Source organism: Xanthobacter sp. 91 (assembly GCF_000702385.1).
GTDB lineage: Bacteria > Pseudomonadota > Alphaproteobacteria > Rhizobiales > Xanthobacteraceae > Xanthobacter > Xanthobacter aminoxidans.
Genome location: NZ_JNIB01000001.1, coordinates 2,044,407 through 2,068,864, shown reverse-complemented (window position 1 = coordinate 2,068,864; position 24,458 = coordinate 2,044,407). Strand labels below are relative to the sequence as shown.

Below are 24,458 nucleotides of genomic sequence, written 5' to 3'. Positions count from 1 at the left end.
TCATCTCCTTAGGCTCAGGCGTCTTCGGCCGGGGCGTCTTCGCCCTCGGCTTCAGGCTCGGCCTCGATCCAGCCCGCGGCGACGCGGGCCTGCATGATGAGGGCTTCGGCGTCCTCGCGGGAGAACTCGAAACCGTCCAGAGCGCCGGCATGGCGGATGGTCTCGCCGTCCTTGCGCTCGCTCCAGCCGACGAGATCGTCGGTGGCGCAGCCAGCGAGATCCTCGATCGTCTTGATGTCGTTCTCGCCGAAGGCCACCAGCATCTTCGAGGTGACGCCGGGCACGGTCTTCACTTCGTCCTCGACACCCAGCTCCTTGCGGCGGGCGTCGAGCGCCTCTTCCACTTCGGCGAGGTGCTTGAGGGCGCGGGACTGCAGCTCGGCGGCGGTGTCCTCGTCGAAGCCTTCGATGGAGGCGAGTTCGGAGATCGGCACGTAGGCGATCTCCTCCACCGAGGTGAAGCCCTCGGAGGTGAGCAGCTGGCCCATCATCTCGTCGAGATCGAGGGCCTCGGAGAACATCTTGGTGCGCTCGGCGAATTCCTTCTGCCGCCGCTCGCTCTCCTCCTGCTCGGTCATGATGTCGATGTCCCAGCCGGTGAGCTGGGTGGCGAGGCGCACGTTCTGGCCGCGACGGCCGATGGCCAGCGACAGCTGGGCGTCAGGCACCACCACCTCGATGCGCTCGCGCTCCTCGTCGAGCACCACCTTCACCACCTCGGCGGGGGCAAGGGCGTTGACGATGAAGGTAGCGATATCCGGGTTCCAGGGGATGATGTCGATCTTCTCGCCCTGCAGCTCGTTCACCACCGCCTGCACGCGCGAGCCGCGCATGCCCACGCAGGCGCCGACCGGGTCCACCGACTGGTCGCGGGAGATGACGGCGATCTTGGCGCGGGAGCCGGGATCGCGGGCCACGGCCTTGATCTCGACGATGCCGTCGTAGATTTCCGGCACTTCCTGCGCGAACAGCTTCGCCATGAACTGGGGATGCGTGCGGGAGAGGAAGATCTGCGGGCCGCGCGGCTCGCGGCGCACGTCGTAGATGTAGGCGCGGATGCGGTCGCCGGTCTTCACCGTCTCGCGGGGCAGCAGCTCGTCGCGGCGCAGGATGCCTTCGCCGCGGCCGAGATCCACCACCACGTTGCCGTACTCGACGCGCTTCACGAGGCCGTTCAGCACGTCGCCGATGCGGTCCTTGTATTCGTCATACTGCCGGTCGCGCTCGGCCTCGCGCACCTTCTGCACGATGACCTGCTTCGCGCTCTGCGCGGCGATGCGGCCGAAATCGAAGGGCGGCAGGGTGTCGGCGATGGTGTCGCCCACCTGCGCCGCGGGATTGTGGCGGCGGGCGCCATCCAGCGTGATCTCGGTGGCGGTATTCTCCACCTCGTCCACCACGAGCAGGTGGCGCGCGAGGCGCAGCTCGCCGGTCTTGGAGTTGATGTCGGCGTGGATGTCCGTCTCCTGGCCGTAGCGCGAGCGCGCGGCCTTGGCGATGGCATCTTCCATGGCGGCGATGACGATGCTGCGGTCGATGGACTTCTCCCGCGCGACCGCATCGGCGATCTGCAGGAGCTCCAGCCGGTTTGCGCTGACGGCGACCATCAGTGCTTCTCCTTCACGCTGCTGGCGTTGGCCGAGGAGGCGGCCGTCTCGAGGCCCGCCTTCTTCTTGGCGTTGGACTTCTTTCCATCGGGCTTCTTGCCCGCAACCTTGGACTTCTTCGCCTTCTTGCCGGCGACCTTGCCCGTGGCGCCCTTGTTGGCGACGGGGCCGCGGGCCGGCTTGGCCGGAGCCTCTTCCGCATCGTCGTCCAGATCGCCCGGCTCGAACGTGTCGTCGGCCTCCAGCGGATCGACGGTATCGAGGAAGTCCTCGGCCTCCTCGTCCAGCTCCTGACCGGCGGCCTTCGCCGCGCGCAGCGCCTCGCGGATCAGCGCGTCGGTGAGCACGAGGCGGGCATCGTGGATGTCGCGGAGCGGCAGGCGGACGGTGGGTTCCTCGTCGGCGCGCGCATCGGTGCGACGCACCAGCGCATCGCCGTCCTCGGCGCCGGTGAGGATGCCGCGGAAGCGCTTGCGGCTGTCCACCGGCACGCTCATCTCCACCTTCACCTCGTGGCCCGCCCAGCGCACGAAATCCGACAACCGCACCAGCGGCCGGTCGATGCCGGGCGAGGACATTTCCAGGCGGTAGGCGCTGGTGATGGGGTCTTCAACATCGAGCACCGGCGACAGGGCGCGCGAGGCGGCCTCGCAATCGTCGATGGACATGGTGCCGTCGGGGCGCTCGGCCATGATCTGCACGGTGCCGCCGTCGCGGTTCGTCACCTTCACGCGGACCAGCCGATAGCCGAGGCCGCCGAGCACGCCGGAGGCGATGGCGGCGATGCGGGCCGCCACTCCGGTCTCGGTGATGAGGCGCGGCTCGTTGGGATCGTCGAGCACGGCGTTGATCTCGGTCATGTCACTCCGGGTGCGGATCGCTTCGCGCCGGCTTGCCGCCGGGCGTCGTCCGCTGGTTCATTTTCCGCCGGACGCGGCGGCTCGGCACCGGCGCCCGAAATTCATATGGCCATCAGGCCCGCCCGGCACCCCGAAGGGCGCATCCCGATGCCGTTGGACACCGGATAAGCAGAAAAGGAGCGGGTCCCGACCGGGGCCCACTCTCATCACCTTCGACTGCGATGGCGCTGAGGCATCCCCATGGGGGACGGCGCTAATATAGACGGAAATGCCGGACACGCAAGTCCGGCGTTCAAGTTACCGCTTTGCCGGCAATGACCTGCGATTCGCGCATGGCACCTCCGCCGCCCCCGGACCGGACCGCCGCAATTGCGCCGCACGCGGGGTGTTCAAGCCCGCCGACCGCGCTTCGCCTCGACCCGTCGATGGCGACGCCCGGCGCCGAAGAGCCCGCCATCGCCCATCTCGATGGCCCGTCCGCGTCAGGCCTGCCGCGCCCGATCCGCCAAAGCTGCCGGATCAACCAGACATTCGAACCGCCGTCCCGAGCGAGGATCAAGTCCTTGCGTTTCTCGCCGGGCCGCGCGACCGCCGGGACGGAGCGATCCGTCCCGGCGGTTTACGCTCTCAGGCCAGTCCGTCCAGCTCCTGATCGGTCAACGCCCCCGGCACGATGGTGACGGGGATGGGAAACCGCGCCGCATGGCCGGCGGCGAGCGAGGCCACCAGCGGCCCCGGCCCATCCTTTCCGGTCCCGGCGGCAAGCACCAGAATAGCGATATCGCGGTCCTCCTGGATCACGGAACCGATCGCCTCCGCCAGAGCGCCCTCGCGGATCACGGTCTCCGGGGCGACGCCGGCCACCTGCCGCGCCCGCGCGACATATTTTGCGAGCCGCGCCTCCATCTCCTCATGGGCCTCGGCCCGCATCAGGTCGGCGACGCCGAGCCACTGCTGGCTGACACCCTCAAGCTCCAGAACGCCCAGCATCACCACCCCGCCCTCGGTGCCGGCGGCGCGGCGGGCGGCGTAATAGACGGCGCGGTCGCATTCCGGCGTATCGTCCACCACCACCAGGAACTTGCGACGATGCCCGGGTTCGCGACTCTGGCGCGGGGCTACGGTCCGCGTGGGGATCATGACGGCTCTCCCGGATCGGATCTCTGGGGCGGGGCCGCCCATGGTGGCACGGCGGCGGGGGCGCGGGGGAGAGGATTTTCCGCCCCTCCCCACCCGGTTCGCATCGGGCCCCGCATGGGCTAGAGGGAAGCGTCAGAGGCAATCGCGACGCCGCCCGGCGTCCGAAGGGGAAAGGACCAAGGCGTGTCGGAACTCAAGCTCGAACAGGCCCAGACCATCGTCACGACCGCGCTCGCCCATGCCCGGGCTGGCGGCATGAACCCGCTCGCCGTCTGCGTTCTGGACGCGCGCGGCGCGCTCAAGGCGGCCGGCTCCGAGGACGGCACCAGCCTCAACCGCATGGACATCGCCCTCGGCAAGGCGAAGGGCGCGCTGGCGCTGGGCATGGGCTCGCGGGCGCTGTTCAAGCGGGCGAAGGACCAGCCCTTCTTCATCGCCGCCGCCACGTCCGCCATCGGCGGCTCGCTGATCCCGGTGCCGGGCGGCGTGCTGATCCGCTCCGGGGATGGCAAGGTGATCGGCGTGGTCGGCATCTCCGGCGACACCTCCGACAATGACGAGGCCTGCGCCATCGCCGGCATCACCGCCGCCGGCCACGTGCCCGACCAGGGCGCGGACTGAGCGACCTCGCCCGACCAAGGCGCGGACTGACGAGGCCGGCCGACCCGGCGCCCGGAGGCGGCGAAACATTCCGCTGGCCGGGCGCGGAAATTTGGCTATAGTCCGCCGCGCGGACGGTGCCCCTCGGGGCGCCGCGTTTTCTGTTGGCAGCATAATATGCTGATAGCCATACGGAAACGGCAACGGGCGGTCGCTGGACCGGCCCTGCGTTTCGCGCAGCCTCGACCGTGCTGGACGACATCCCGGCCCGGCCGAGCGGAGACCGAGAGCCCGCTGCTACCTCCTGAAGGGACTTCTGGAGGAACGTGGCGCCAGGGCTTCCGGCTCCTTCCCACTCTCTGTTGAAAGGATTGACCGATGTCGATCACGGCAGAGCGCAAGCAGGCGCTCATCAAGGACTTTGGTGCCAAGGACGGCGACACGGGTTCGCCCGAGGTGCAGGTGGCGATCCTCACCGAGCGCATCACCAACCTCACCGAGCACTTCAAGTCCCACAACAAGGACAACCACTCGCGTCGCGGGCTGCTCAAGCTCGTCTCGCAGCGGCGCAGCCTCCTCGACTATCTGAAGAAGAAGGACGAGGGCCGCTACAAGTCCCTCATCGGGCGTCTGGGCATCCGCCGCTGACGCCGGTTTCCGGCGCCGGCCGGCGACAGGCTGGCGCCGCGCGCCCCCCGCCACGGGGGCGCATATACGCAGCGGGCATGGGGCCTGCTGCGGGTCCGTGAATGGAAGAAGCCATGGCAGGATCGCCGGACGCAACCGTCGGAGCCCCCGTATGAGGGTTTGGCTTCGCGCGGCGCGTCCGGCCGTCTTGCTCATGGCTTTTTTCGTTCGCGCCTGAACTGAAAGAGCAAGACATGTTCGACATCCACCGCGAAGAGCTGGACTGGGGCGGAACCACCCTCACCCTCGAGACGGGCAAGATGGCCCGCCAGGCCGACGGCTCCGTGCTGGCCACCTACGGCGACACCAAGGTTCTCGCCACCGTCGTTTCGGCCAAGGAGCCGAAGCCGGGCCAGGACTTCTTCCCGCTGACCGTGAACTACCAGGAAAAGACCTACGCGGCCGGCCGCATCCCCGGCGGCTACTTCAAGCGCGAGGGTCGTCCGTCCGAGAAGGAGACGCTGGTCTCCCGCCTCATCGACCGCCCGATCCGCCCCCTCTTCCCCGAGGGCTACAAGTGCGACACCCAGGTAGTCGTCACCGTTCTGGCGCATGACCTTGAGAACGATCCGGACGTGGTCGCCCTGGTCGCCGCCTCCGCCGCTCTGACCCTCTCCGGCATTCCCTTCATGGGTCCGGTGGGCGCCGCCCGCGTCGGCTTCATCGACAATGAATACGTGCTCAATCCCACCGTGGACGAGGTGAAGGAAAGCTCCCTCGACCTCGTGGTCGCCGGCACGGGCGACGCGGTGCTGATGGTGGAATCGGAAGCGAAAGAGCTGCCCGAGGAGATCATGCTCGGCGCCGTGATGTTCGGCCACCGCCACTTCCAGCCGGTGATCGAGGCCATCATCAAGCTCGCCGAGAAGGCCGCCAAGGAGCCCCGCACCTTCGCGCCGCTCGACGTCTCGGAGATCGAGGCCAAGGTGAAGGAGATCGCCGAGCACGATCTGCGCACCGCCTACAAGATCAAGCAGAAGCAGGAACGCTACGCCGCCGTCGGCGCTGCCAAGTCCAAGGTGAAGAAGTATTACGAGGAGCTCGCCATCGGCGGCACGTCCGTGCCGAACCCGCAGGTGGTCTCCGAGGTGTTCAAGGCGCTCGAAGCCAAGATCGTGCGCTGGAACATCCTCGACGACGGCATCCGCATCGACGGCCGCGACGTGCGCACCGTGCGCCCGATCGTCTCCGAGGTCGGCATCCTGCCGCGCGCCCACGGCTCTGCCCTGTTCACCCGCGGCGAGACGCAGGCCCTCGTGGTCGCCACCCTCGGCACCGGCGAGGATGAGCAGTTCATCGACAGCCTGGAAGGCACCTACAAGGAGCACTTCCTGCTGCACTACAACTTCCCGCCCTTCTCCGTGGGCGAGACCGGCCGCATGGGTTCGCCCGGCCGCCGCGAGATCGGCCACGGCAAGCTCGCCTGGCGCGCCATCCATCCCATGCTGCCGGCCAAGCACGAGTTCCCCTACACCCTGCGCGTGGTGTCGGAGATCCTCGAGTCCAACGGCTCGTCCTCCATGGCCACCGTCTGCGGCACCTCGCTGGCGCTGATGGATGCCGGCGTGCCGCTGCGCCGTCCGGTGGCGGGCATCGCCATGGGCCTGATCCTCGAGGATCAGAAGTTCGCGGTGCTCTCCGACATCCTCGGCGACGAGGATCACCTCGGCGACATGGACTTCAAGGTGGCCGGCACGGAGCAGGGCGTGACCTCGCTCCAGATGGACATCAAGATCGCCGGCATCACCGAGGAGATCATGAAGGTCGCCCTCACCCAGGCGAAGGACGGCCGCGTCCACATCCTCGGCGAGATGGCGAAGGCCCTCACCACCGCCCGCGCGGAACTCGGCGAGCACGCCCCGCGCATCGAGGTGATGAAGATCGCCGTGGATAAGATCCGCGAAGTGATCGGCTCCGGCGGCAAGGTGATCCGCGAGATCGTCGAGAAGACCGGCGCCAAGATCAACATCGAGGACGACGGCACCATCAAGATCGCGTCCGCCAACGGCGACTCGATCAAGGCCGCCATCAACTGGATCAAGTCCATCGCTTCCGAGCCGGAAGTGGGCCAGATCTATGAGGGCACCGTCGTGAAGGTGGTGGACTTCGGCGCCTTCGTGAACTTCTTCGGCTCCAAGGACGGCCTCGTCCACGTGTCGCAGATGGCCAACGAGCGCGTCGCCAAGCCCTCCGACGTCGTCAAGGAAGGCGACAAGGTGAAGGTGAAGCTCATGGGCTTCGACGAGCGCGGCAAGACCCGCCTGTCCATGAAGGTGGTCGACCAGACCACCGGCGAGGATCTCGAAGCCAAGGCCAAGGCCGAGCGCGAAGCCGGCCGCACCGCCTCCGAAGGCGAGGCCGGCGCGGCGGAGTGATCTTCCGCATCAGCGTTGAATCGAGAGGGGCGGCCGCGAGGCCGCCCTTTTCTTTTCGGAGCCGCACGGCCGTCCCCAAGCGCGAAGATATTCCCATAGAAATTATCTCGTGTTATTCTTTCTATATGAATGCACCGGGAGGCCCCATGCGCGCTGCCGCTCTCGCCGACGTCCCTCTCAACCAGGGCGTCGTGCTGACCAAGGCGCTGCTGCGCGCCGCCGATCGGCTGGGCGTCACGGGCGCGACGCTTGCCGCCGTCATCGGCCTCAGCCCCGCCTCGCTGACTCGCATGAAGAAGGGCGAATTCACGCTGGAGGCCGGCACCAAGCCGTTCGAGCTGGCAATCCTGTTCGTCCGCCTGTTCCGCTCGCTGGATGCCATCGCCGGCGGGGACGAGCGCATCGCCCGCGCGTGGCTCGCCAGCCCCAACACCGCGCTGGACGCCGCCCCCATCGAGAAGATCAGGACCATTCCGGGATTGATGGATGTCATCGCCTATCTGGACGCCCGACGCGCTGTCCTCTGAGGCGCGGCCCTATGCCGGGCGCTGCTGGCGGCTGGTGGAGGCGCAGCACCTCACGTCCACGCTCAAGCTGGTGGACGACACCGACGAGCAGAAGGTGCTGGAAGACCTCATCGAGGCCACCAAGCCGCCCCTGCCGCCGGAGTGCCGGCATCTCGACTATCTGCTGTTCACGCCCTTCCGCTACGAGCCGCCCTACCCCCACGGCTCGCGCTTCCGACGCGCTGGCCGCACGCCCGGCGTCTACTACGCGGCGGAGCGACCTGAGACGGCGCTGGCGGAGCTGGCCTTCTACCGCCTGCTGTTCTTCGCGGAATCGCCGGGCACCCCCTGGCCGCAGAGCGCCGGCCAGTACACCGCCTTCGCCGCCGAGGTGCGGACGGACCGCCACCTCGATCTCACCAGGGCGCCGCTGAGCAGAGAGAGCGCGGCCTGGACCCACCCCATCGACTACGCGCCCTGCCAGCACCTCGCCGATGCGGCACGGGCGGCGGCGGTGGAGATCATCCGCTACCGCTCCGTGCGCGATCCCGATGCCGGGGCGAACCTCGCCGTGCTGACCTGCGGGGCATTCGCCGCGCCGGCTCCGGTGGAGCGCCGGACATGGCACATGCTGATTGGCCGCACGGGCGTCTCAGCCGTGTGCGAGGCGCCGCGCCAGCGGCTCTCCTTCGGGCGGGAGGCGTTTTCCGCCGACCCGCGCCTTGCCGGCATGGTCTGGGAGCGCTGAAGTCAGAACAGGTTCAGCCCCGGCGGCAAGGCCAGCCCGCCGGTCAGCGACTTCATCTTCTCCTGCATCACCCGCTCGGCCTTGCCGCGGGCATCGGCCAGGGCGGCGACGATGAGGTCTTCGAGGATCTCCACCTCGTCCGGCTTCACCAGCGAAGGGTCGATGCGCACCGCCTTGCATTCGCCCTTGGCCGTGACGCGCACCGAGACGAGACCGCCGCCGGAGGCCCCGTCCACCTCGACGGTCTCCAGTTCCGCCTGCATCTGCTGCATGCGGTCCTGCAGTTCCTTGGCCTGCTTCATCATGCCCATGAGGTCGCGCATGGTGCTGTCATCCCTGTCTAGAATTCGATCTCGTCGTCGGCACCGGGGCCGGCGAGGTAATCCTCTTCGGAGGGCGCGAGGCCCTCGTCGGCGGGGGGCTCCTCGCGGGTGCGCACGTCCACCACCTCGGCACCGGGGAAGCGGGCGAGCACGGCGGCCACCAAAGGATGGGCCTTGATGCCCTCCTCCCGCTCGGCTTTGACCGCCGCATTCTCCTCCGCCAGCGTCGGCCCGCCGGCCTGGGAGGAGACCGAGACCATCCAACGTCGGCCGGTCCATTCGTTGAGCTTGCGGGAGAGATCCTGAATGAGGCTGCCCGGCGCGCCGGGCACCAGCGCCACCTCCATGCGCCCGTCCTCCACATGGACCGGGCGCAGCTGCGTCTCGATGCCGTGCTTGAGGGCGAGGTCGCGGCGGGCTGCGGCGAGCGCCGCCACATCGGCAAGGCTGCCGAGCCGCGGTCCCTCGGCGGGCATGGCCGCGCGCGCATCGGTCCGGATCTCCGTGCGCGGCTGGGAATGGGCTTCCACCGGGCGGGGGGCGAGGGAAAGGCGCGGACCGCCACCGCCACCACCACCGCCGGAGGGCTGCGACGGAGCGGCGGGCGCGGGCGCAGGCTGGTCCTTCAGCCGCCGCAGCGCGTCGTCCGGGGTCGGAAGGTCCGCGGCATAGGCGAGGCGCACCAGCACCATCTCCGCCGCCTGGGCGGGCTTCGGCGCCTGCTGCACTTCGCCGATGCCCTTCGACAGCATCTGCCAGGCACGAGCCAGCACCCGCATGGAGAGGCCCTGCGCCATCTCCGACCCGCGCACGCGCTCGGCCTCCACCAGCGCCGCGTCGTCGGCCGCGTCGGGCACGATCTTCAGGCGTGTGACGAGATGGGTGAAATCCGCAAGGTCGGTGAGGATGACGGCAGAGTCGGCGCCGGAATCGTACTGGTCGCGGAATTCCGCCAGCGCCCGGGCGATCTCGCCCTTCATCAGCGCCTCGAACAGGTCGATGACGCGGCCCTTGTCGGCGAGGCCGAGGAGGCGGCGGACCTCATCCGCGCTCACCGTGCCGCCGCCATGGGCAATGGCTTGATCCAGCAGGGACAGGCTGTCGCGCACCGAGCCCTCGGCCGCGCGGGCGACGATGGAGAGCGCCTCCGGCTCGATGGTGACGCCCTCGCGGGCGCAGATGCCGGAGAGGTGCGCGGCCAGCGTCCCCGCCTCGACCCGGCGCAGATCGAAGCGCTGGCAGCGGGACAGCACGGTGACGGGCACCTTGCGGATCTCGGTGGTGGCGAAGATGAACTTCACATGCTCCGGCGGCTCTTCCAGCGTCTTCAGCAGCCCGTTGAAGGCCGCCGTGGAGAGCATGTGCACTTCGTCGATGATGTAGACCTTGTAGCGCGCCATCACCGGGCGGTAGCGCGCGCTCTCGATGATCTCGCGGATATCGTTGATGGAGGTGTTGGACGCGGCGTCCATCTCCATCACGTCCACATGGCGGGATTCGATGATGTCGCGGCAATGCTTGCCCATCAGCGCGAGATCGAGACTCGGGCCGCCGGCGGCGCCGTCCGCCGGTTCGTAATTGAGGGCGCGGGCGAGGATGCGGGCGGTGGTGGTCTTGCCCACACCGCGCACGCCGGTGAGGATATAGGCCTGCGCGATCCGCCCCGAGGAGAAGGCGTTGCGCAGGGTGCGGACCATGGCCTCCTGGCCAATCAGGTCCGCGAAATTCTGCGGGCGGTACTTGCGCGCCAGCACGCGATAGGCGCCAGGCGAGGCTGCGGCGGGTGTTGGAGCGGCGGCCGGCGCCGACGGCGGCGCAGCTTCGGGCAGGCCGAGGTCGAAGCCCGGTCCGTCCTGCTGGTCGTCGGTGTGCTGCTCGTCGCTCATCTGGCCGCCTTCAGGGCCGGCGCTGGCCCTCCCCATACATAGCATCGCGCGCCCGCACGTCGATGGGCGGGGCGGCAAATCCCCACCGTCCACGGCTTTGCCCTTGGACGGGCCGAGAAAGCTGGCGTCCGGCGCGCGGTCGTGCTTACACCCGGTCGCCCCCAAACGCCGGACCTGATCGTGACCCAGCCTGCCCCGTTCATCGCCATCATCGGCGCCGGTCCCGCCGGGCTCGCGGCCGCCGAGGTGCTGTCGGCCGCAGGAGTGCGGGTGGCGCTCTATGACCGCATGCCCTCCGCCGCGCGGAAATTCCTGATGGCGGGGCGCGGGGGTCTGAACCTCACCCATTCCGAGCCGGCAGACGCCTTCCGCGCCCGCTATGGCATGGCGGCGGAGCGCCTCGCCCCCGCGCTCGCGGCTTTCCCGCCCCAGGCGCTGCGCGACTGGGCGGCGGGGCTGGGGGAAGAAACGTTCGTCGGCTCCAGCGGCCGCGTCTTCCCGAAAAGCTTCAAGGCCTCGCCTTTGCTGCGCGCCTGGCTGGGCCGGCTGGCGGCCAACGGCGTCACCTTCCATCCCCGGCATGAGTGGCGGGGCTTCGACACGAGCGGCGCGCTCCTGTTCGCCACGCCGGATGGTCCGGCAGCGGTGAAGGCCGATGCGGTCATTCTCGCCCTCGGCGGCGCCTCCTGGCCGCGGCTGGGATCGGATGGCGGCTTCGTGCCAGTGCTGCGCGCCCTCGGCGTGAGGATGAACGACTTCGTGCCGGCCAATATGGGCGTCCTCGTCCCGTGGTCCGAGGTTTTCCGGCAGAGGTTCGCGGGCACGCCGCTGAAGCGCATCGCGCTTACGTTCAACGGCGTGACGGTGAAGGGCGAGGCCATGGTGAGCGCGGCCGGCCTCGAAGGCGGCGCCATCTACGCCCTTTCCGCGCCGCTCCGGCGGGCGCTGGTGCACGGACCCGTGACGCTGCATGTGGACCTGCGGCCCGACCTCGATGGCGCAGAGCTGGCGCGGCGGCTCGGCGGTGGGCCGGGCAGCGCCTCCCTCTCCACCTTCCTGCGCAAGGCGGCGGGGCTGGCGCCCGTGGCGGTGGGGCTCATCCGCGAGGCGACCGGTCCGGCGCGGCCAGATCCGGCGACGCTGGCCCGCCTCGTCAAGGCGCTGCCGCTCACCATCACCGGCCATGCCGGGCTGGAGCGGGCCATCTCATCCGCCGGCGGCATCGCCTGGGAGTGCATCGGCCGGGACTTTTCGCTCAACGGCCTGCCGCCGCACCTCCCGCCGGTGTTCGTCGCCGGCGAGATGCTGGATTGGGAGGCGCCCACGGGCGGCTACCTCCTTCAGGCGGTCATCGCCACCGGCCGGGCCGCCGGAGAAGGCGCAAGGGCGCGCCTCAGCCGCTGAAGCCGCCGTTCGCGAGATAGTCCGACTCTTCCGGCGTGGTCTCGCGGCCGAGGATGGCGTTGCGGTGGGGGAAGCGGCCGAAGCGGTCGATGCACTCCTGATGGATGAGCGCGAAGCGCAGCCCGTCCTCCTGCCCCAGCGCCCGATAGAGCGCCACGCATCGCGCCTGCGCCGCCCGGTCCTCGGCATGCATGAAGGGCAGATAGAAGAAGCTCCGCAGCGCATCCGGAATGGAAGGGTCCTTGTCGAAGCCGCGATCCACCGCCTTCTCCGCCGCCGCCAGCGCCATGGCATCGGTGGCGAAGGCCTGCGGCGTGCCCCGGAAGACATTTCGCGGCACCTGATCCAGCAGGATGATGCGGGCGAGCGCGCCGGGCGCGGTGCCCTGCCAGCCGTCGAGGGCGCTTTCCGCCGCCGCCTCATGGGCCGGCAGCAGGACTTCGCGCACCTCCGCGTCGAAGGCCGGACCGCCGCCGAACCACTTCTCACGGCCGGCGGCCTGCCAGAAGGAGAGCACCGCCTCGGGGATGGGGACGGGCGCGCTCATCGGGCCATCCCCGGAGGCGCCAGCGGATTGTCGGTGAGCGCGGCGCGATCCGGCATATCCACTTGCGGAATGCCGAGGAAGGCGTTGAACAGGCGGGCGATCACCTTGGGGTCGAGGTCGCGCACGATCATCACGAGGCGGCTCCTGTGGTCATCGTCGGGCCAGCCGGGAAGGCGGGCGGGCGGGTGCATCACATGCTGCACGGCATGAATCACCACCGGCGTCTCCGGTTCCTCGGCGAGCTTCACGATGCCCTTCATGCGCAACAGCTTGGCGCCATGGGTGCCGCGCAGCAACTCCAGAAAGAGATCGAGAGTCGCCGCGGGGATCGCGGCATCGGTGGCGAGGGTGAAGGCGCGGATGCGGCTGTCGTGGCGGTTGGGATCGAGGCCGGCGGGATCGACCTCGGCCTGCGCGGCGGCCACGTCCTCGGCGGCGAGCCAGCGGGCGACGTCCGGGATCCGCGTCTTCGCATCGAACAGGCCGGCGCCGAGCAGGGCGTCCGCCGTCGCCTCCCCCGCCGCCGCATCGACGATCTTCGCCGCCGGAGCGAGGCGATGCAGCCGCGTCTTCAGCGCATCGAGAGCCTCGGTGTCCGTCACCAGGTCGGACTTGGTGAGGACGATGCGGTCGGCCACCGCCGCCTGCTTCACCGCCTCGTCATGGGCATCGAGGGTGGCGTCGCCGTTGACCGCATCCACCACGCAGACGATGCCGTCGAGCCGGTAGCGTAGGCCAAGATAGGGGTGGGTCATCAGCGTGTGGATCACCGGGGCCGGATCGGCGAGGCCGGTGGTCTCGATGACGACGCGGGAGAAAGGCGGCAGGCGATCGTTGTCGCGACCGCGCAGCAGGTCCTCCAGCGCGGCGACCAGATCGCCCCGCACGGTGCAGCACAGGCAGCCGGAGGAGAGCATCACGATGCCCTCTTCCACCGGCCGCACGAACAGATGGTCCAGCCCTACCTCGCCGAACTCGTTGATGAGGACGGCGGTGTCGGCCAGTGCCGGATCGGCGAGGAGCGCGTTGAGCAGCGTCGTCTTGCCGGCGCCGAGGAAGCCGGTGAGCACGGTGACGGCGATGGGATCAGGCGGCCCGCGGCGCGGCACGGTGGCTTCGGTGGCGGATGCGCCTTCTGAAGGGAAGGCGTCGGAGGAGCCCGGCATGGGGTGTCTCTCGGAAGGAGGGATCGATTGCCTCCTGCCTCTACGAGACGGTCTGCCGGGTCAAGGGTACCGTGACGGTTTGGACCGGTGCCTTATGTCGCCGAACCTGTTGGGCGAACCGGCGACTTGCGTCGCCGAACCTTGCGCTTGAACCGGCGACTTACGTCGCCGGTTTGGGCGCGGGAGCGGCGGCCTCGGGATTGGCGGGCGCGGGGGCCGGCTTCGGCTTGGGCTTCGGCGTCGCACTGCTGCCGGCCGCGACGGCGCCCTGCGGCTTGGCCGGCTTCTTGGCGGCATCCCCGCTCGCCTTTTCACCGCCCGTCTTGGGCTTGTCGGCGGTGGAGGCCGACTTGCTGTCCGCCTTCGATCCGGCGGCGGCCTTGGGCTTCTTCGGCGGGTCCGGTTCGTAGGCGGTGGCGAAATCCTCCACCGCATTGCGCGTGCCCACATAGACCGGAACCGGCGGCATGGAGGGCGGCAGGGTCTGCAGCAGCTCGGCACCGGACTTGGGCAGAGCGGGCGTCGCGAAGGAGAAGCTGGAGCCGGTCTGCGGATCGGGCTCGTCGTCCGCCTCGGAGGCGGTCACGGCACGCTTGCCGCCGCACACTTCCGCCCGCATGTCATAGATCGGCCCGCCGCTGTTGGGGAGCGCGGACAAAAGCGGGGCGGCGGCACCGAACACCGACCAGGACGACTGGAAGCCCTTCTCGAACATCAGCGCCGCCTGCTCGGTGCGGGCGGTACCGGAGCGGGCGCCGAGGATGACGGCAATGAGGCGCTTGTTGCCGCGCGTGGCAGTGGCGACGAGATTGTAGCCGGAGCCGCAGACGAAGCCGGTCTTCATGCCGTCCGCGCCGGGATAGCGGTCGATCAGGCGGTTGTAGTTGCGCAGCACCACCTTGCCGATCTTGATGGCCGGGATGCGGAACAGCGCTTCCTGCTCGGGGAAATGATAGATGATGGCGCGCGCCAGGATGGCGAGGTCGCGGGCGGTGGTCACCTGCGCCGGGTCCGGCAGGCCGTTCGGATTCTCGAAATGGGTGCCGGTCATGCCGAGGTGCGCGGCGGTGGCGTTCATCTCGGCGACGAAGGCCGGCATGGAGCCGGCGACGCCCTCACCCACCAGCCAGGCCATGTCGTTGGCCGACTTCACCAGAACCATCTTCAAGGCGTTGTCGAGGGTGACGACGGTGCCGACCTTGAAGCCCATCTTGGAGGGCTGCTGCGCCGCGGCCGCGGGCGAGACGGTGATCGGCGTATCGAACTTCAGCCGGCCGTTGCGCACGGCGTTGAGCGCCACATAGACCGTCATCAGCTTGGTGACGGAAGCGGGATGCCAGGGACGCCCGGCCTCCTTCTGCTCGATCACCCGGCCGGTATCGGCCTCCACCAGCAGGATCGGGTTGGCGCGGGCCGGGACACCGGCAGCAAGCACAAGCCCGAAAGCGGCCAGCAGGCAGCCGACAAACGAGGCTCGGAGGGCGAAACGTGATGTCGTGGGCGCCAACCGATCCGCTCCCTGTTGAGAAATCGCGCGCAGGAACTGTCCTTCCATAACCGGTTTCGCTTGCGCGGAAAAGGCGCAATGGGGCGCACGGCCGGTGCGGCACAGGTCGAAGCCTCGCCTAGTCTGCCACAATTCAGCCGCACTCCTTGAACGCGCGAAACCTTTACGATGAAGACTTCAGCTTGTCCTTGACGGTACGCAACCCCGAGCCGCCGTCCCCGCTCATGTCTCGGCGATCACCGCGGGCGCCGGCCGCGACGTCTCTTGCGCGCCAGCCATGAACTGCGCGCGGGCAAGCCCCGCGAAGCGGCCGCCGAGGCGCACCAGTTCGTCGAAGGAGCCCGCCTCCACCACCCGCCCGTGCTCGAACACCAGGATGCGATCGGCATTGCGGACGGTGGCGAGGCGGTGGGCGATGACGAAGGTGGTGCGTCCTTTCATCACCTCGTCCAGCGCCGCCTGCACCTTCACTTCCGTTGCGGCGTCCAATGCGCTGGTCGCCTCATCGAGGATCAGGATGGGCGGGTTTTTGAGCAGCGCGCGGGCGATGGAGAGGCGCTGGCGCTCGCCGCCGGAAAGCGCGCGGCCGCGCTCGCCCACCACGGCCTGAAGGCCGAGCGGGTTGCGCTCCACCAGCTCCAGCGCCTGGGCGCGGGCCAGCGCCTCCCGCATCTCGTCCTCGGTGGCGTCGGGCTTGCCCACCTTGAGGTTGTCGGCGATGGAGCGGTTGAACAGCAGCGGCTCTTGGAACACCACGCCGATGGCGTGGCGCAGCGAGGACAGCGTCACGTCCCGGATGTCCTCGCCATCGATGCGGATGGCACCGGACTGCGGGTCGAACACCCGGTGCAACAAGGCGAGCGCGGTGGACTTGCCGGCACCGGTGGTGCCCACGAAGGCGAAGGTCTGGCCCGGCTCGGCGTGGAACGACACGTCCGCCACCGCGGTGCGCTTGCCGTCATAGGAGAAGGACACGTCGTCGAAGGTCACGTCGCCCTTCACCGGCGGCAGGGGCTTCGCCCCCGGCCGGTCGCGCACCGCGCCCACCGTGTCCAGCACCTCGAAGAACTGGGCGAGCTGCGGCGCCGACATCATCAGCCGGTTGAAGAAGGACACCGTATGGTCCAGCCGGCCGATCAGCATGTTGGCGAAGGCCACATAGGTGACGATGTCGCCGATATTGGCGAGGCCCTGCATGTACAGCCAGGTGCCGATGAGCAGGATGGCGAGAATGGTGAGCGTGGTCGCGGCGCGGGTGGCCATGGACACCATCGCCCACCACGACAGCACCGGGATCTGCACCGCCAGCACCCGGTTCACGGTGTCGCGCAGGCCCGAGACCTCGGCCTCGGTGCGGGTGTAGCTCTGGATGACCGCCACGTTGCCCAGCGCATCCGAGGTCTGCTCGGCGAGGTCGGAATTGTATTCCTCCACCTGCCGCTGCATGGCCTCGGTGCGGCCGATGACATAAGCGGTGACGACGCCGAACACCGCCATCAGCACGATCAGCACCAGCCCCAGCCGCCAGTTGAGGTAGATGCCCACCGGCACGAGGATGACGAGGGAGAGGATCGCCGCGCAATCCTCCCGGAAGAAGGAGAGCCAGAGGCCCCACAGAGCATCGACGCCCTCCAGCATCACCTTCAGCAGGCGGCCGGAATGGGTTTCGCCGTGGAAGCTCAGCGGCAGTTGCAGCACGTGCTCGAAATACTGCGTCAGCACCCCCAGCCGGCGGCGGTGGGAGAGCCGGTCGGCGTGGAGCGAGATCAGGACGCCTGCGCCGATGTTGAACAGGCCGAAGCACACCCAGGCGGCGAGCAGCGGCACCAGATCGTCCGTGTGCGGCAGGCGCTGGGCGGCCTGCGCCGTCGCCAGCGCATCGATGATGCGGCCGAACAGGATGGGCTCGGCGAACTGCGACACCGCCAGGGCGAGGTTCGAGCCGGCCAGCAGCGCCCCCAGCCGGGCCTCCGGTCCGAGGAGGCTGATGGTGCGGGCATAAACGCGCAGAAGGCTCATGCGGACGGGCTCCGGTCCCTTTCCGGCAGCAAAGCGAAGGCAGAGCCATGATGCAAGGGGATGGGACAATTCCGCCGGTGCCGAGCGTCGCCGTGTGGGGCCTCGCTTGACATTCGCCGGCCCGCCCGCAGTCTGCACACAGCTTTGGCGGGGGTCTCGATTGGGCGAGGAACAGGCGGCGCACGCGCAGATCGCGACATCTCACGCGCCGGATCATTCCCTCGAGGCCAGCGCCGCGCGCATCCTTGCCCGGCATCGCGAGACCATCAAGGTGCGCAAGCCCCATCTGGCGGCGGCGAACCTCGCGCGCATCCTCGGCGCGGCGCTGACGCTCGCCAACCGCCACGGCTTCCACGCCATGACCCTGCGCCAGCTGGCGGAGGAATCCGGCCTCAGCATGGGCGGGCTCTATTCCTACCTCGACAGCAAGGACACGCTGCTCCTGATGATCCTGGAGGAGGTGGCGGAGGCGGCGGAAGGCGCGCTTGCGGACGCGCCGGAGGCGGTGCGCGCGGACCCGACGCGGCATCTCGCCTGGCTGATCGAGCGCCACATCCTTCTCACCGAGGCCATGCACCCCTGGTTTGTCTTCGCCTACATGGAGGCGAAGGCCTTTCCGCCCGAGGCCCGCAAGCGCGCGGTGGAGAGCGAGCGGACCACCGAGCGCATCCTCGCCGGGGCCATCGCCGAGGGCATGCGCCGCGGCACCTTCGCCGCCGGTGACCCGCTGTTCGCGGCGACGCTCATCAAGCCGCTGCTGCAGGACTGGTATGTGAAGCGCAGCAAATACCGCGAGCGCGGCATCGAGGCGCCGGCCTATGCGGCCGAGGTCAACGCCTTCGTGCGGAAGGCGCTGGCCTGATCGCTCAGGTGAAGGCCGCAGCCCGCGCGGCGAAGGCTTCGGCAAGGCCTGCGGTGTCGCCGGCCCCCTCGGAGGCGGCATTGCCGGCCTTGGCGCGCGCGGCGATGCCCTCGAAGATCACCGACCAGCGAAACAGGGCGAAGGCCATGTGGAAGTCGGTGAGCTGCGCGCCATGGGTCGCCGCCGCCTGATAGGCCGCCACGAACTCGGCGCGCGCGGGAATGCCGAGGGCATCGAGGTCGAGCCCGTCGATGCCGCCGTATTCCTCCGGCCGCGACACCCAGGCCATGGCGCAATGGGCGAGGTCCGCCAAGGGATGCCCCAGCGTGGACAATTCCCAGTCCAGCACCGCCACCACCTCCGGGCGGGTGGGGTGGAACATGAGATTTCCGATGCGGTAGTCACCATGGGCGATGCGGCTCGTCTCGTCCGCCGGCACATGCTCCGGTAGCCACGCGACGAGGCGCTCGATATTGGCATCCTCGCGGGTCTTCGAAAGCTCCCACTGGCGGGTCCAGCGGGCGATCTGGCGGCTGAAATAATTGCCGGGACGGCCGAAGTCGGCGAGCCCCACCGCTGCGGGGTCCACGTTGTGCATGGCCGCCAGCGTGGTGGCCATGGCCTCGTACATGGCCCGGCGCTCCTGCGGGGACACGCCCGGCAAGGTGCAGTCGTGGAAGACGCGGCCGTCCACCTTCTCCATCACATAGAAAAGGGTGCCGATGACGGACTTGTCCTCGCACAGGGCCAGCACCGGCGGCACCGGCACGCCGGTCCCGGCCAGCGCATGCATGATGCGATATTCGCGATCCACCGCATGGGCGGAGGGCAGCAGCTCCCCCGGCGGCTGCTTACGCAGCACGAGGGCGCGATTGTCATAGGTGACGAAGTAGGTGGGGTTGGACTGCCCGCCCGAGATGGCCTCGAAGCGCGGCGCGCCGGAGAGGCCCGGCACGCGGGCCTTCAGCCAGCCGTCCAGCGCGGCGGCATCGAACCCGAGGGAGGAGGCCGGCGCGCTCATGCCGCCCCTCCGGCCACCGGCCAGTTCCAGAAGTCGTCGCCTTCCTTGTCCAGCAAGCGGTTGAGCACCATCTCGTGCACCGCGTCGGCCCCGTCCACGATGCGGGCCTGACGGGCGTAACGGTAGATCCACTCCAGCACCGTATCCTTGGAATAGCCGCGCGCGCCGTTGATCTGGATGGCGGTGTCGGCGGCAAGGTGCAGGGTGTTGGCGGCCTTGATCTTGGCCATGGAGATTTCCTTGCGCGCGAATCCGCCGCGGTCCAGCTCGAAGGCGGCCTTCATGACGAGGAGGCGGCCGATCTCGATCTCCATGGCGATGCGCCCCAGCATGATCTGCACGCTCTCACGATCCGCCAGACGAATGCCGAAGCCCTCGCGCACCGCCGCATAGTCGCGGGCGATGGACACCGAGCGCATGGCGAGGCCGAGCCAGCGCATGCAGTGGGTGAGCCGCGCCGGGCCGAGGCGGATCTGCGTCACCTTCAGGCCGTCGCCTTCCTTCATGAGCACATCCTCGGGCGGGATGGTGAGGCCGTCGAACTCCAGCTCGCAATGGCCGCCATGTTCCTCCGGCCCCATGATGGGGATGCGACGGACGATGCGCCAGCCCGGCGCGTCGCGGTGGAAGGCGAAGGCGGTCAGGCCCTTGCGCGCATCGTCCGAGGTGCGGGCGATGATGATGAAGTGCGCCGCCTCCTCCGCGCCGGTGATGAACCACTTGCGGCCATAGATGCGATAGGAGCCGTCCGGCTGCTTCTCGGCGCGGGTGAGCATCATGGAGGGGTCGGAGCCGCCGCCGGGATGGGGCTCCGTCATGACGAAGGCGGAGCGCACTTCGCCACGGGCGATGGGGGCGAGCCAGCGGGCCTTCTGGTCGGCGGTGCCGACCTGTTCCAGCACCATCATGTTGCCGTCGTCGGGGGCCGCGGAGTTGAACACCACGGGTCCGAAGATGGAGCGGTTCATCTCGGTGTAGCAGACCGCCATGCCCATGCGGCCGACGCCGAGGCCGCCATTCTCCGACTTCAGCTGTAGGCACCACAGCCCCTCCGCCTTCGCCTTGGCGCGCAGGCGCTCCAGCGGCGCGGCGGCGATGTTCTCGTGGGCGTCATAGGTGGCCGGGTCGCTTTCCAGCGGGATGATCTCGTCCGAGACGAACGCAGCGATGCGGCGGCGGAGATCTTCGAGGGCTGGGGAGATCGAGAAATCCATGGTTGCGCCCTTCCAGGAAAAACCAAAAACGAACGAGCGCTCGCTTTTTATCTTATCGACACGCCGATGGCAACGGCCCATCGGCGACTCCGGCACAACTGTATCGCAGACCATCGAACGTGGCCGCAGAGAACCTCGCCGGACGCGTCGAACGCAAGGGAACCGGGTGGCGCGGTTCGAGTTGATAGGCCAGCAGAGACAAGACTTCTACCGGAAGACTTCAACTTGTCTTTGCGCGCAGGCAGTCGAGCCGGCGCTTCATTTCATGCACACGATGAGCAAGGCCTTGCGCGGATGCGTGCAAGGCAAGTGCTTCGGTGCACCTTGAACAGGGCCATGGGGCCAGAACACGTTCTCACGAGGAGGATACCATGAAGATGATGCCGATCTACGCTGCGACCGCGGCTGTTCTTCTTTCCACCACCGCCATGGCGCAGACGGCGGCGCCCACCGGCACCATGGGCGCCACCACCAGCGCGACCGCGGCCACCGGCATGGCGCCCACCTTCGTGACCCGCCAGATGGCCGACCAGCACATGGCATCCAACCTCATCGGCTCCGCCGTGCGCGGCCCGGCCGACGAGAATCTCGGTGACATCAACGATCTGCTCATCGACCGCTCGGGCAATGTCGCGGCCGTGGTGATCGGCGTCGGCGGCTTCCTCGGCATCGGCGAGAAGGACGTGGCGGTGCCGTTCCAGTCGGTCGAGGTGAACCGCGTCGACGGCAAGGACCGTCTGGTGCTGCGCAAGACCAAGGACGAGCTGAAGAACGCGCCGACCTTCACCGAGGCGGACAAGGCCCCCGCCAGCACCGGCAGCGTGAACACCAACCGTCCGGCCACCCCGCCGGCCACCCGCTGATCCACGCGGGAAGCCGGGGCGCGGATCTTGGGTCCGCACCCCGGAAGCCCTTGGGAAGACAGGCTTGCCGGCCCTGGTTTCTGGCCAGGGCCGGCTTCGCCGCGTCCGCTCGGCCCTGTCGGGCAGAAATGAACAGGGCCAGCGGCGGTTGATCCCGCGGCACATGCGGGGGCAATGTGGCGGCCCGATCGCCACAGGGAGCAGGGATGGACCTGTCCAGTCGAGGCCCCGCCGGCCTCTTCCTGAGAATCATCGCGGAGCAGCGACCCCTGTGGTGGCGCCTCGCCTTTGCCTGCACCGTCATCATGGCGGCGCTGGCGCTCAGGCTCGGCCTCATCCTCTGGGTGCTGGATTTTCCGCCCTACCTGTTCCAGCTGCCTGCGATCATCGTTGTGTCGCTGGTGTGCGGCGCGGAGATCGGCCTTGCCGCCATCGCCCTGCTCGCCGGCGTCAACGCCGCGCTGGTGCCGGAAAGCGGAAGCAGCGGCATCGCCAGTCCGCCGCTGGCCTCGCTCCTCTCCTTCGTCATCAATGCCATTGCCGTGTGGGGCATCGCGGCCCTCGTGCGCACCACCCTGCGCCGCCTCGAATCGGCCCATGCCGCACTGCTGTCGGCGGCGACCGAGCAGACCGCCGTGGTGGCGACGCTGGAAGCCCTGCTGCATCACGCGCCCGTGGGCTTCGCCTTCTTCGATGCCCAGCAACGCTTCATCCGCGTCAACGAGATGCTGGCCCGCATCGACGGCATCCCGGCCCGCGAGCACGCCGGCCGCTCCCTTGCCGACATGCTGCCCCAGCTCGCCGGTGCGGTGACGCCATCCCTCGAACGCGTGCTCGCCACCGGCGAGGTCATCGCCGACGTGGAGCTGGAAGGCGCGACGCCGGCCGCGCCGGGCGTCTGGCGCCACTTCCTCGTCAGCTATTTTCCGGTGCGCACCTCAGGGCAGGCCATCAGCCTCGTCGGCATGATCGTGGTGGAGATCACCGAGCGCAAACGGGCGGAGAAGGCCATCGCCGCCAGCGAGCAGCGCTATCGCCTGCTCGCCGAGGCGCTGCCGAAGATGGTGTGGACCTCGTCCCCCGCCGGGAGCGGCGACTATTACAACCACCGCTGGGCCGAATATACCGGCGTCGAGGCACCGCCCGGCGAGGTGGTGGAGTGGCACGCCTTCCTCCATCCGGAGGAGAAGAGCTGCGTGATGGAGGCGTGGAAGGGGAGCCTTGCCAGCGGCAAGCCCTTCTCGCGCGAATGCCGGTTCCGCGCCAAGGACGGCAGCTATCGCTGGTTCCTCTGCCGCGCCGTGCCGGTGCGCGACGAGGACGGCCGGGTCGACCGCTGGTACGGCAGCTGCACCGACATTTCCGAGATCGTCGCCGCCCGCGAGGCGCTGTCGCGCACCAATGAGGACCTCGAACGCCTCGCCGCCGCCCGCACCACCCAGCTCGCCGCGGCCAACACCCTGCTCAAGCAGGAGATGGAAGAGCGCCTGCGCGCCGAATCCCAGCTCCGGCAGGCGCAGAAGATGGAGGCGGTGGGCCAGCTCACCGGCGGCATCGCGCACGATTTCAACAATCTGCTCACCATCATCATCGGCAACATCGAGGCCGCCGAGCGCCGGGTGCCGGCGGACCCCAAGGATACCCGCACGCAGGAAATCAAGACCGAGGAGATCCGCCGCTTCCTCGACTACGGCCGGCAGGGCGCGTTGCGGGCGGCCATTCTCACCCAGCGCCTGCTCGCCTTCTCCCGCCGCCAGCCCCTCGATCCCCGCCCCACCGACGCCAACCGCCTCGTCACGGGCATGTCCCACATGCTGCGCAGCGCGCTCGGCGAACGGGTGATGCTGGAGACCGTGCTCGCCGGCGGACTGTGGCGCACGGAGATCGACCACAACCAGTTGGAGAATGCCATCCTCAACCTCGCGGTGAACGCGCGCGACGCCATGATGGACGGCGGCAAGCTCACCATCGAGACCGCCAACGCCTATCTGGACGAGGCCTATTGCGCCGAGCACGAGGACCTGACGCCCGGCCAGTATGTGGCGATCTTCGTCAGCGACACCGGCATGGGCATGGCGGAGGACGTGCGGGCCCGCGCCTTCGAGCCCTTCTTCACCACCAAGGGGCCGAAGGACGGCACCGGGCTCGGCCTCAGCCAGGTCTACGGCTTCGTGAAGCAGTCCGGCGGGCACGTGATGATCTATTCCGAGCGCGGCGACGGCACCACGGTGAAGCTCTATCTGCCGCGGCTGGAAGAGACGCCCGCAGTGCCCGAGCCCGCCCCGGTGCGGACCGAAGGCGAGGCCCGCGCCGCGCCGGCCGTGGTGCTCATGGTGGAGGACGACGACCAGCTCCGCACCATGGGCGCCGCGACGCTGCGGGACGCCGGCCACACGGTGATCGAGGCCGCCGACGCTTCCGCCGCCCTCGACGCCCTGTCACGGGGCACCCGCCCCGACCTGCTCTTCACCGACGTGCGCCTCGGCGACGGGATGGACGGGCGGGGCCTCGCCGACGAGGTGAAGCGGCGGATGCCGCGAACCCCGGTGCTGTTCACCACCGCTTATGCCCGCAACGCTGTGGTGCATCAGGGGCGGCTCGATCCGGGCATGAAGCTCCTGACCAAGCCCTACAGCCAGTCGGAACTGGTCGCCAAAGTGAACGGAATGCTGGACGAACCCGCCCTCAGGGGCTCCGTCCTCCTGGTGGAGGACGAGCCCTTCGTCGCCATGGTGGCGAGCCAGGTCCTGGAAGATCAGGGCTTCAAGGTCACCATCGCCTCCCACGGCGAGGCGGCGCTCGCGCACGCCCGCGCCGTCAAAGCGGACATCGGCCGTGACGCGCTGGCGCTCGCCATCGTGGACATCGGCCTTCCCGACATGCGCGGCGACGAGGTGGTGCGACGGCTCGGCGAGATCGCGCCCGACCTGCCCATCATCGTCGCCACCGGCTATGCCGCGCAGGACATCTCCGACCTGTTCGTCGGGCGCAGCGACGTGGGGGTCATCTCCAAGCCCTATGACGGCGCCACGCTGGTGGCGGCGCTGGAGCGGCTCGGCTTCCGGCCGAAGGGGGAGGGATAAGCGAAAGCCGCCGGAGGGATGGCCCGCCCGGCGGCTTCAG

At 69.1% G+C, this 24,458-nt stretch carries 20 protein-coding genes; 9 read left to right on the top strand and 11 right to left on the bottom strand.

The window, feature by feature from the left end; all coding sequences use genetic code 11:
• Positions 1-14: 14 nt before the first annotated feature.
• The 3 genes from nusA to A37E_RS0109845 all read right to left on the bottom strand — a co-directional run bounded on the left by nusA (position 15) and on the right by A37E_RS0109845 (position 3,607).
• Positions 15-1,607, bottom strand: coding sequence for a transcription termination factor NusA (gene nusA / locus A37E_RS0109855; protein ID WP_029556427.1), 1,593 nt, complete (start codon positions 1,605-1,607; stop codon positions 15-17).
• Entirely contained in the window at positions 1,607-2,467 is an 861-nt protein-coding gene (gene rimP / locus A37E_RS25265; RefSeq protein ID WP_024281316.1) for a ribosome maturation factor RimP, read from the bottom strand. The genes nusA and rimP overlap by 1 nt, the downstream gene beginning before the upstream one ends.
• Before the next feature lie 627 nt (positions 2,468-3,094).
• Positions 3,095-3,607: a universal stress protein gene (locus tag A37E_RS0109845; protein WP_029556426.1), complete on the bottom strand. Its 513-nt coding sequence runs from the start codon at positions 3,605-3,607 to the stop codon at positions 3,095-3,097.
• 183 nt (positions 3,608-3,790) lie between these two features.
• On the opposite strand from A37E_RS0109845, the gene A37E_RS0109840 reads away from it, so the two are divergent.
• From A37E_RS0109840 to A37E_RS0109820, 5 genes are all read left to right on the top strand, one after another.
• Entirely contained in the window at positions 3,791-4,228 is a 438-nt protein-coding gene (locus A37E_RS0109840) for a heme-binding protein (RefSeq protein ID WP_029556425.1), read from the top strand.
• 357 nt (positions 4,229-4,585) lie between these two features.
• Positions 4,586-4,855 (top strand): 30S ribosomal protein S15, encoded by a 270-nt coding sequence (gene rpsO / locus A37E_RS0109835; RefSeq protein ID WP_024281319.1) that lies wholly within the window; start codon positions 4,586-4,588, stop codon positions 4,853-4,855.
• A gap of 233 nt (positions 4,856-5,088) precedes the next feature.
• Positions 5,089-7,269: a polyribonucleotide nucleotidyltransferase gene (gene pnp, locus A37E_RS0109830; protein ID WP_029556424.1), complete on the top strand. Its 2,181-nt coding sequence runs from the start codon at positions 5,089-5,091 to the stop codon at positions 7,267-7,269.
• A 146-nt stretch (positions 7,270-7,415) separates the two neighbouring features.
• On the top strand, positions 7,416-7,796 hold the full coding sequence (locus tag A37E_RS0109825; protein ID WP_029556423.1) for an antitoxin Xre/MbcA/ParS toxin-binding domain-containing protein: 381 nt from the start codon (positions 7,416-7,418) through the stop codon (positions 7,794-7,796).
• Positions 7,756-8,523, top strand: coding sequence for an RES family NAD+ phosphorylase (locus tag A37E_RS0109820; RefSeq protein ID WP_029556422.1), 768 nt, complete (start codon positions 7,756-7,758; stop codon positions 8,521-8,523). Before A37E_RS0109825 ends, A37E_RS0109820 begins: the two co-directional genes overlap by 41 nt.
• Before the next feature lie 2 nt (positions 8,524-8,525).
• On the opposite strand, the gene A37E_RS0109815 is transcribed toward A37E_RS0109820, so the two are convergent.
• On the bottom strand, positions 8,526-8,846 hold the full coding sequence (locus A37E_RS0109815; protein ID WP_029556421.1) for a YbaB/EbfC family nucleoid-associated protein: 321 nt from the start codon (positions 8,844-8,846) through the stop codon (positions 8,526-8,528).
• 17 nt (positions 8,847-8,863) lie between these two features.
• The gene (locus A37E_RS0109810) at positions 8,864-10,732 is read right to left on the bottom strand and encodes a DNA polymerase III subunit gamma/tau (RefSeq protein ID WP_029556420.1); all 1,869 of its coding nucleotides are present in this window, start codon (positions 10,730-10,732) and stop codon (positions 8,864-8,866) included.
• A 180-nt stretch (positions 10,733-10,912) separates the two neighbouring features.
• Between A37E_RS0109810 and A37E_RS0109805 the strand changes: the two genes are divergently transcribed.
• Positions 10,913-12,136: a TIGR03862 family flavoprotein gene (locus A37E_RS0109805; RefSeq protein ID WP_029556419.1), complete on the top strand. Its 1,224-nt coding sequence runs from the start codon at positions 10,913-10,915 to the stop codon at positions 12,134-12,136.
• Here A37E_RS0109805 and A37E_RS0109800 read toward each other — a convergent pair.
• From A37E_RS0109800 to A37E_RS0109785, 4 genes are all read right to left on the bottom strand, one after another.
• Positions 12,126-12,683 carry a DUF924 family protein gene (locus tag A37E_RS0109800; protein WP_029556418.1) on the bottom strand — a complete coding sequence of 186 codons (558 nt, stop codon included), beginning with the start codon at positions 12,681-12,683 and terminating at the stop codon, positions 12,126-12,128. The two genes, A37E_RS0109805 and A37E_RS0109800, sit on opposite strands and share 11 nt — an antisense overlap.
• Positions 12,680-13,849: a GTP-binding protein gene (locus A37E_RS0109795; protein ID WP_051678911.1), complete on the bottom strand. Its 1,170-nt coding sequence runs from the start codon at positions 13,847-13,849 to the stop codon at positions 12,680-12,682. The genes A37E_RS0109800 and A37E_RS0109795 overlap by 4 nt, the downstream gene beginning before the upstream one ends.
• Positions 13,850-14,009: 160 nt before the next feature.
• Entirely contained in the window at positions 14,010-15,356 is a 1,347-nt protein-coding gene (locus tag A37E_RS0109790) for a D-alanyl-D-alanine carboxypeptidase family protein (RefSeq protein ID WP_029556416.1), read from the bottom strand.
• A gap of 222 nt (positions 15,357-15,578) precedes the next feature.
• Complete coding sequence (locus A37E_RS0109785; RefSeq protein ID WP_029556415.1) at positions 15,579-17,375, bottom strand: glucan ABC transporter ATP-binding protein/ permease; 1,797 nt, start codon at positions 17,373-17,375, stop codon at positions 15,579-15,581.
• A 160-nt stretch (positions 17,376-17,535) separates the two neighbouring features.
• Here A37E_RS0109785 and A37E_RS0109780 point away from each other — a divergent pair, with 160 nt between their 5' ends.
• The gene (locus tag A37E_RS0109780; protein WP_051678910.1) at positions 17,536-18,237 is read left to right on the top strand and encodes a TetR/AcrR family transcriptional regulator; all 702 of its coding nucleotides are present in this window, start codon (positions 17,536-17,538) and stop codon (positions 18,235-18,237) included.
• A 4-nt stretch (positions 18,238-18,241) separates the two neighbouring features.
• Here A37E_RS0109780 and A37E_RS0109775 read toward each other — a convergent pair whose 3' ends face one another.
• Both A37E_RS0109775 and A37E_RS0109770 read right to left on the bottom strand, forming a co-directional pair.
• A complete protein-coding gene (locus A37E_RS0109775; RefSeq protein ID WP_029556413.1) occupies positions 18,242-19,258 on the bottom strand; it encodes a phosphotransferase family protein in 1,017 nt (338 codons plus the stop codon).
• The gene (locus A37E_RS0109770; protein ID WP_029556412.1) at positions 19,255-20,472 is read right to left on the bottom strand and encodes an acyl-CoA dehydrogenase family protein; all 1,218 of its coding nucleotides are present in this window, start codon (positions 20,470-20,472) and stop codon (positions 19,255-19,257) included. The genes A37E_RS0109775 and A37E_RS0109770 overlap by 4 nt, the downstream gene beginning before the upstream one ends.
• 371 nt (positions 20,473-20,843) lie before the next feature.
• Here A37E_RS0109770 and A37E_RS0109765 point away from each other — a divergent pair, with 371 nt between their 5' ends.
• Positions 20,844-21,335 (top strand): PRC-barrel domain-containing protein, encoded by a 492-nt coding sequence (locus A37E_RS0109765; protein WP_051678909.1) that lies wholly within the window; start codon positions 20,844-20,846, stop codon positions 21,333-21,335.
• A gap of 206 nt (positions 21,336-21,541) precedes the next feature.
• A complete protein-coding gene (locus tag A37E_RS25900; RefSeq protein WP_051678908.1) occupies positions 21,542-24,418 on the top strand; it encodes a response regulator in 2,877 nt (958 codons plus the stop codon).
• Positions 24,419-24,458 lie beyond the last annotated feature (40 nt).

Bases quoted from the DNA above. Each gene is read 5' to 3' on its own strand.
- A37E_RS0109795 (WP_051678911.1), bottom strand. From the start codon at position 13,849: ATGCCGGGCTCCTCCGACGCCTTCCCTTCAGAAGGCGCATCCGCCACC.
- A37E_RS0109765 (WP_051678909.1), top strand. From the start codon at position 20,844: ATGAAGATGATGCCGATCTACGCTGCGACCGCGGCTGTTCTTCTTTCC.
- A37E_RS0109825 (WP_029556423.1), top strand. From the start codon at position 7,416: ATGCGCGCTGCCGCTCTCGCCGACGTCCCTCTCAACCAGGGCGTCGTG.
- A37E_RS0109815 (WP_029556421.1), bottom strand. From the start codon at position 8,846: ATGCGCGACCTCATGGGCATGATGAAGCAGGCCAAGGAACTGCAGGAC.
- A37E_RS0109785 (WP_029556415.1), bottom strand. From the start codon at position 17,375: ATGAGCCTTCTGCGCGTTTATGCCCGCACCATCAGCCTCCTCGGACCG.
- A37E_RS0109800 (WP_029556418.1), bottom strand. From the start codon at position 12,683: ATGAGCGCGCCCGTCCCCATCCCCGAGGCGGTGCTCTCCTTCTGGCAG.
- A37E_RS0109820 (WP_029556422.1), top strand. From the start codon at position 7,756: ATGTCATCGCCTATCTGGACGCCCGACGCGCTGTCCTCTGAGGCGCGG.
- rimP (WP_024281316.1), bottom strand. From the start codon at position 2,467: ATGACCGAGATCAACGCCGTGCTCGACGATCCCAACGAGCCGCGCCTC.
- rpsO (WP_024281319.1), top strand. From the start codon at position 4,586: ATGTCGATCACGGCAGAGCGCAAGCAGGCGCTCATCAAGGACTTTGGT.
- A37E_RS0109775 (WP_029556413.1), bottom strand. From the start codon at position 19,258: ATGAGCGCGCCGGCCTCCTCCCTCGGGTTCGATGCCGCCGCGCTGGAC.
- A37E_RS0109770 (WP_029556412.1), bottom strand. From the start codon at position 20,472: ATGGATTTCTCGATCTCCCCAGCCCTCGAAGATCTCCGCCGCCGCATC.
- pnp (WP_029556424.1), top strand. From the start codon at position 5,089: ATGTTCGACATCCACCGCGAAGAGCTGGACTGGGGCGGAACCACCCTC.
- A37E_RS0109810 (WP_029556420.1), bottom strand. From the start codon at position 10,732: ATGAGCGACGAGCAGCACACCGACGACCAGCAGGACGGACCGGGCTTC.
- nusA (WP_029556427.1), bottom strand. From the start codon at position 1,607: ATGGTCGCCGTCAGCGCAAACCGGCTGGAGCTCCTGCAGATCGCCGAT.
- A37E_RS0109845 (WP_029556426.1), bottom strand. From the start codon at position 3,607: ATGATCCCCACGCGGACCGTAGCCCCGCGCCAGAGTCGCGAACCCGGG.
- A37E_RS25900 (WP_051678908.1), top strand. From the start codon at position 21,542: ATGGACCTGTCCAGTCGAGGCCCCGCCGGCCTCTTCCTGAGAATCATC.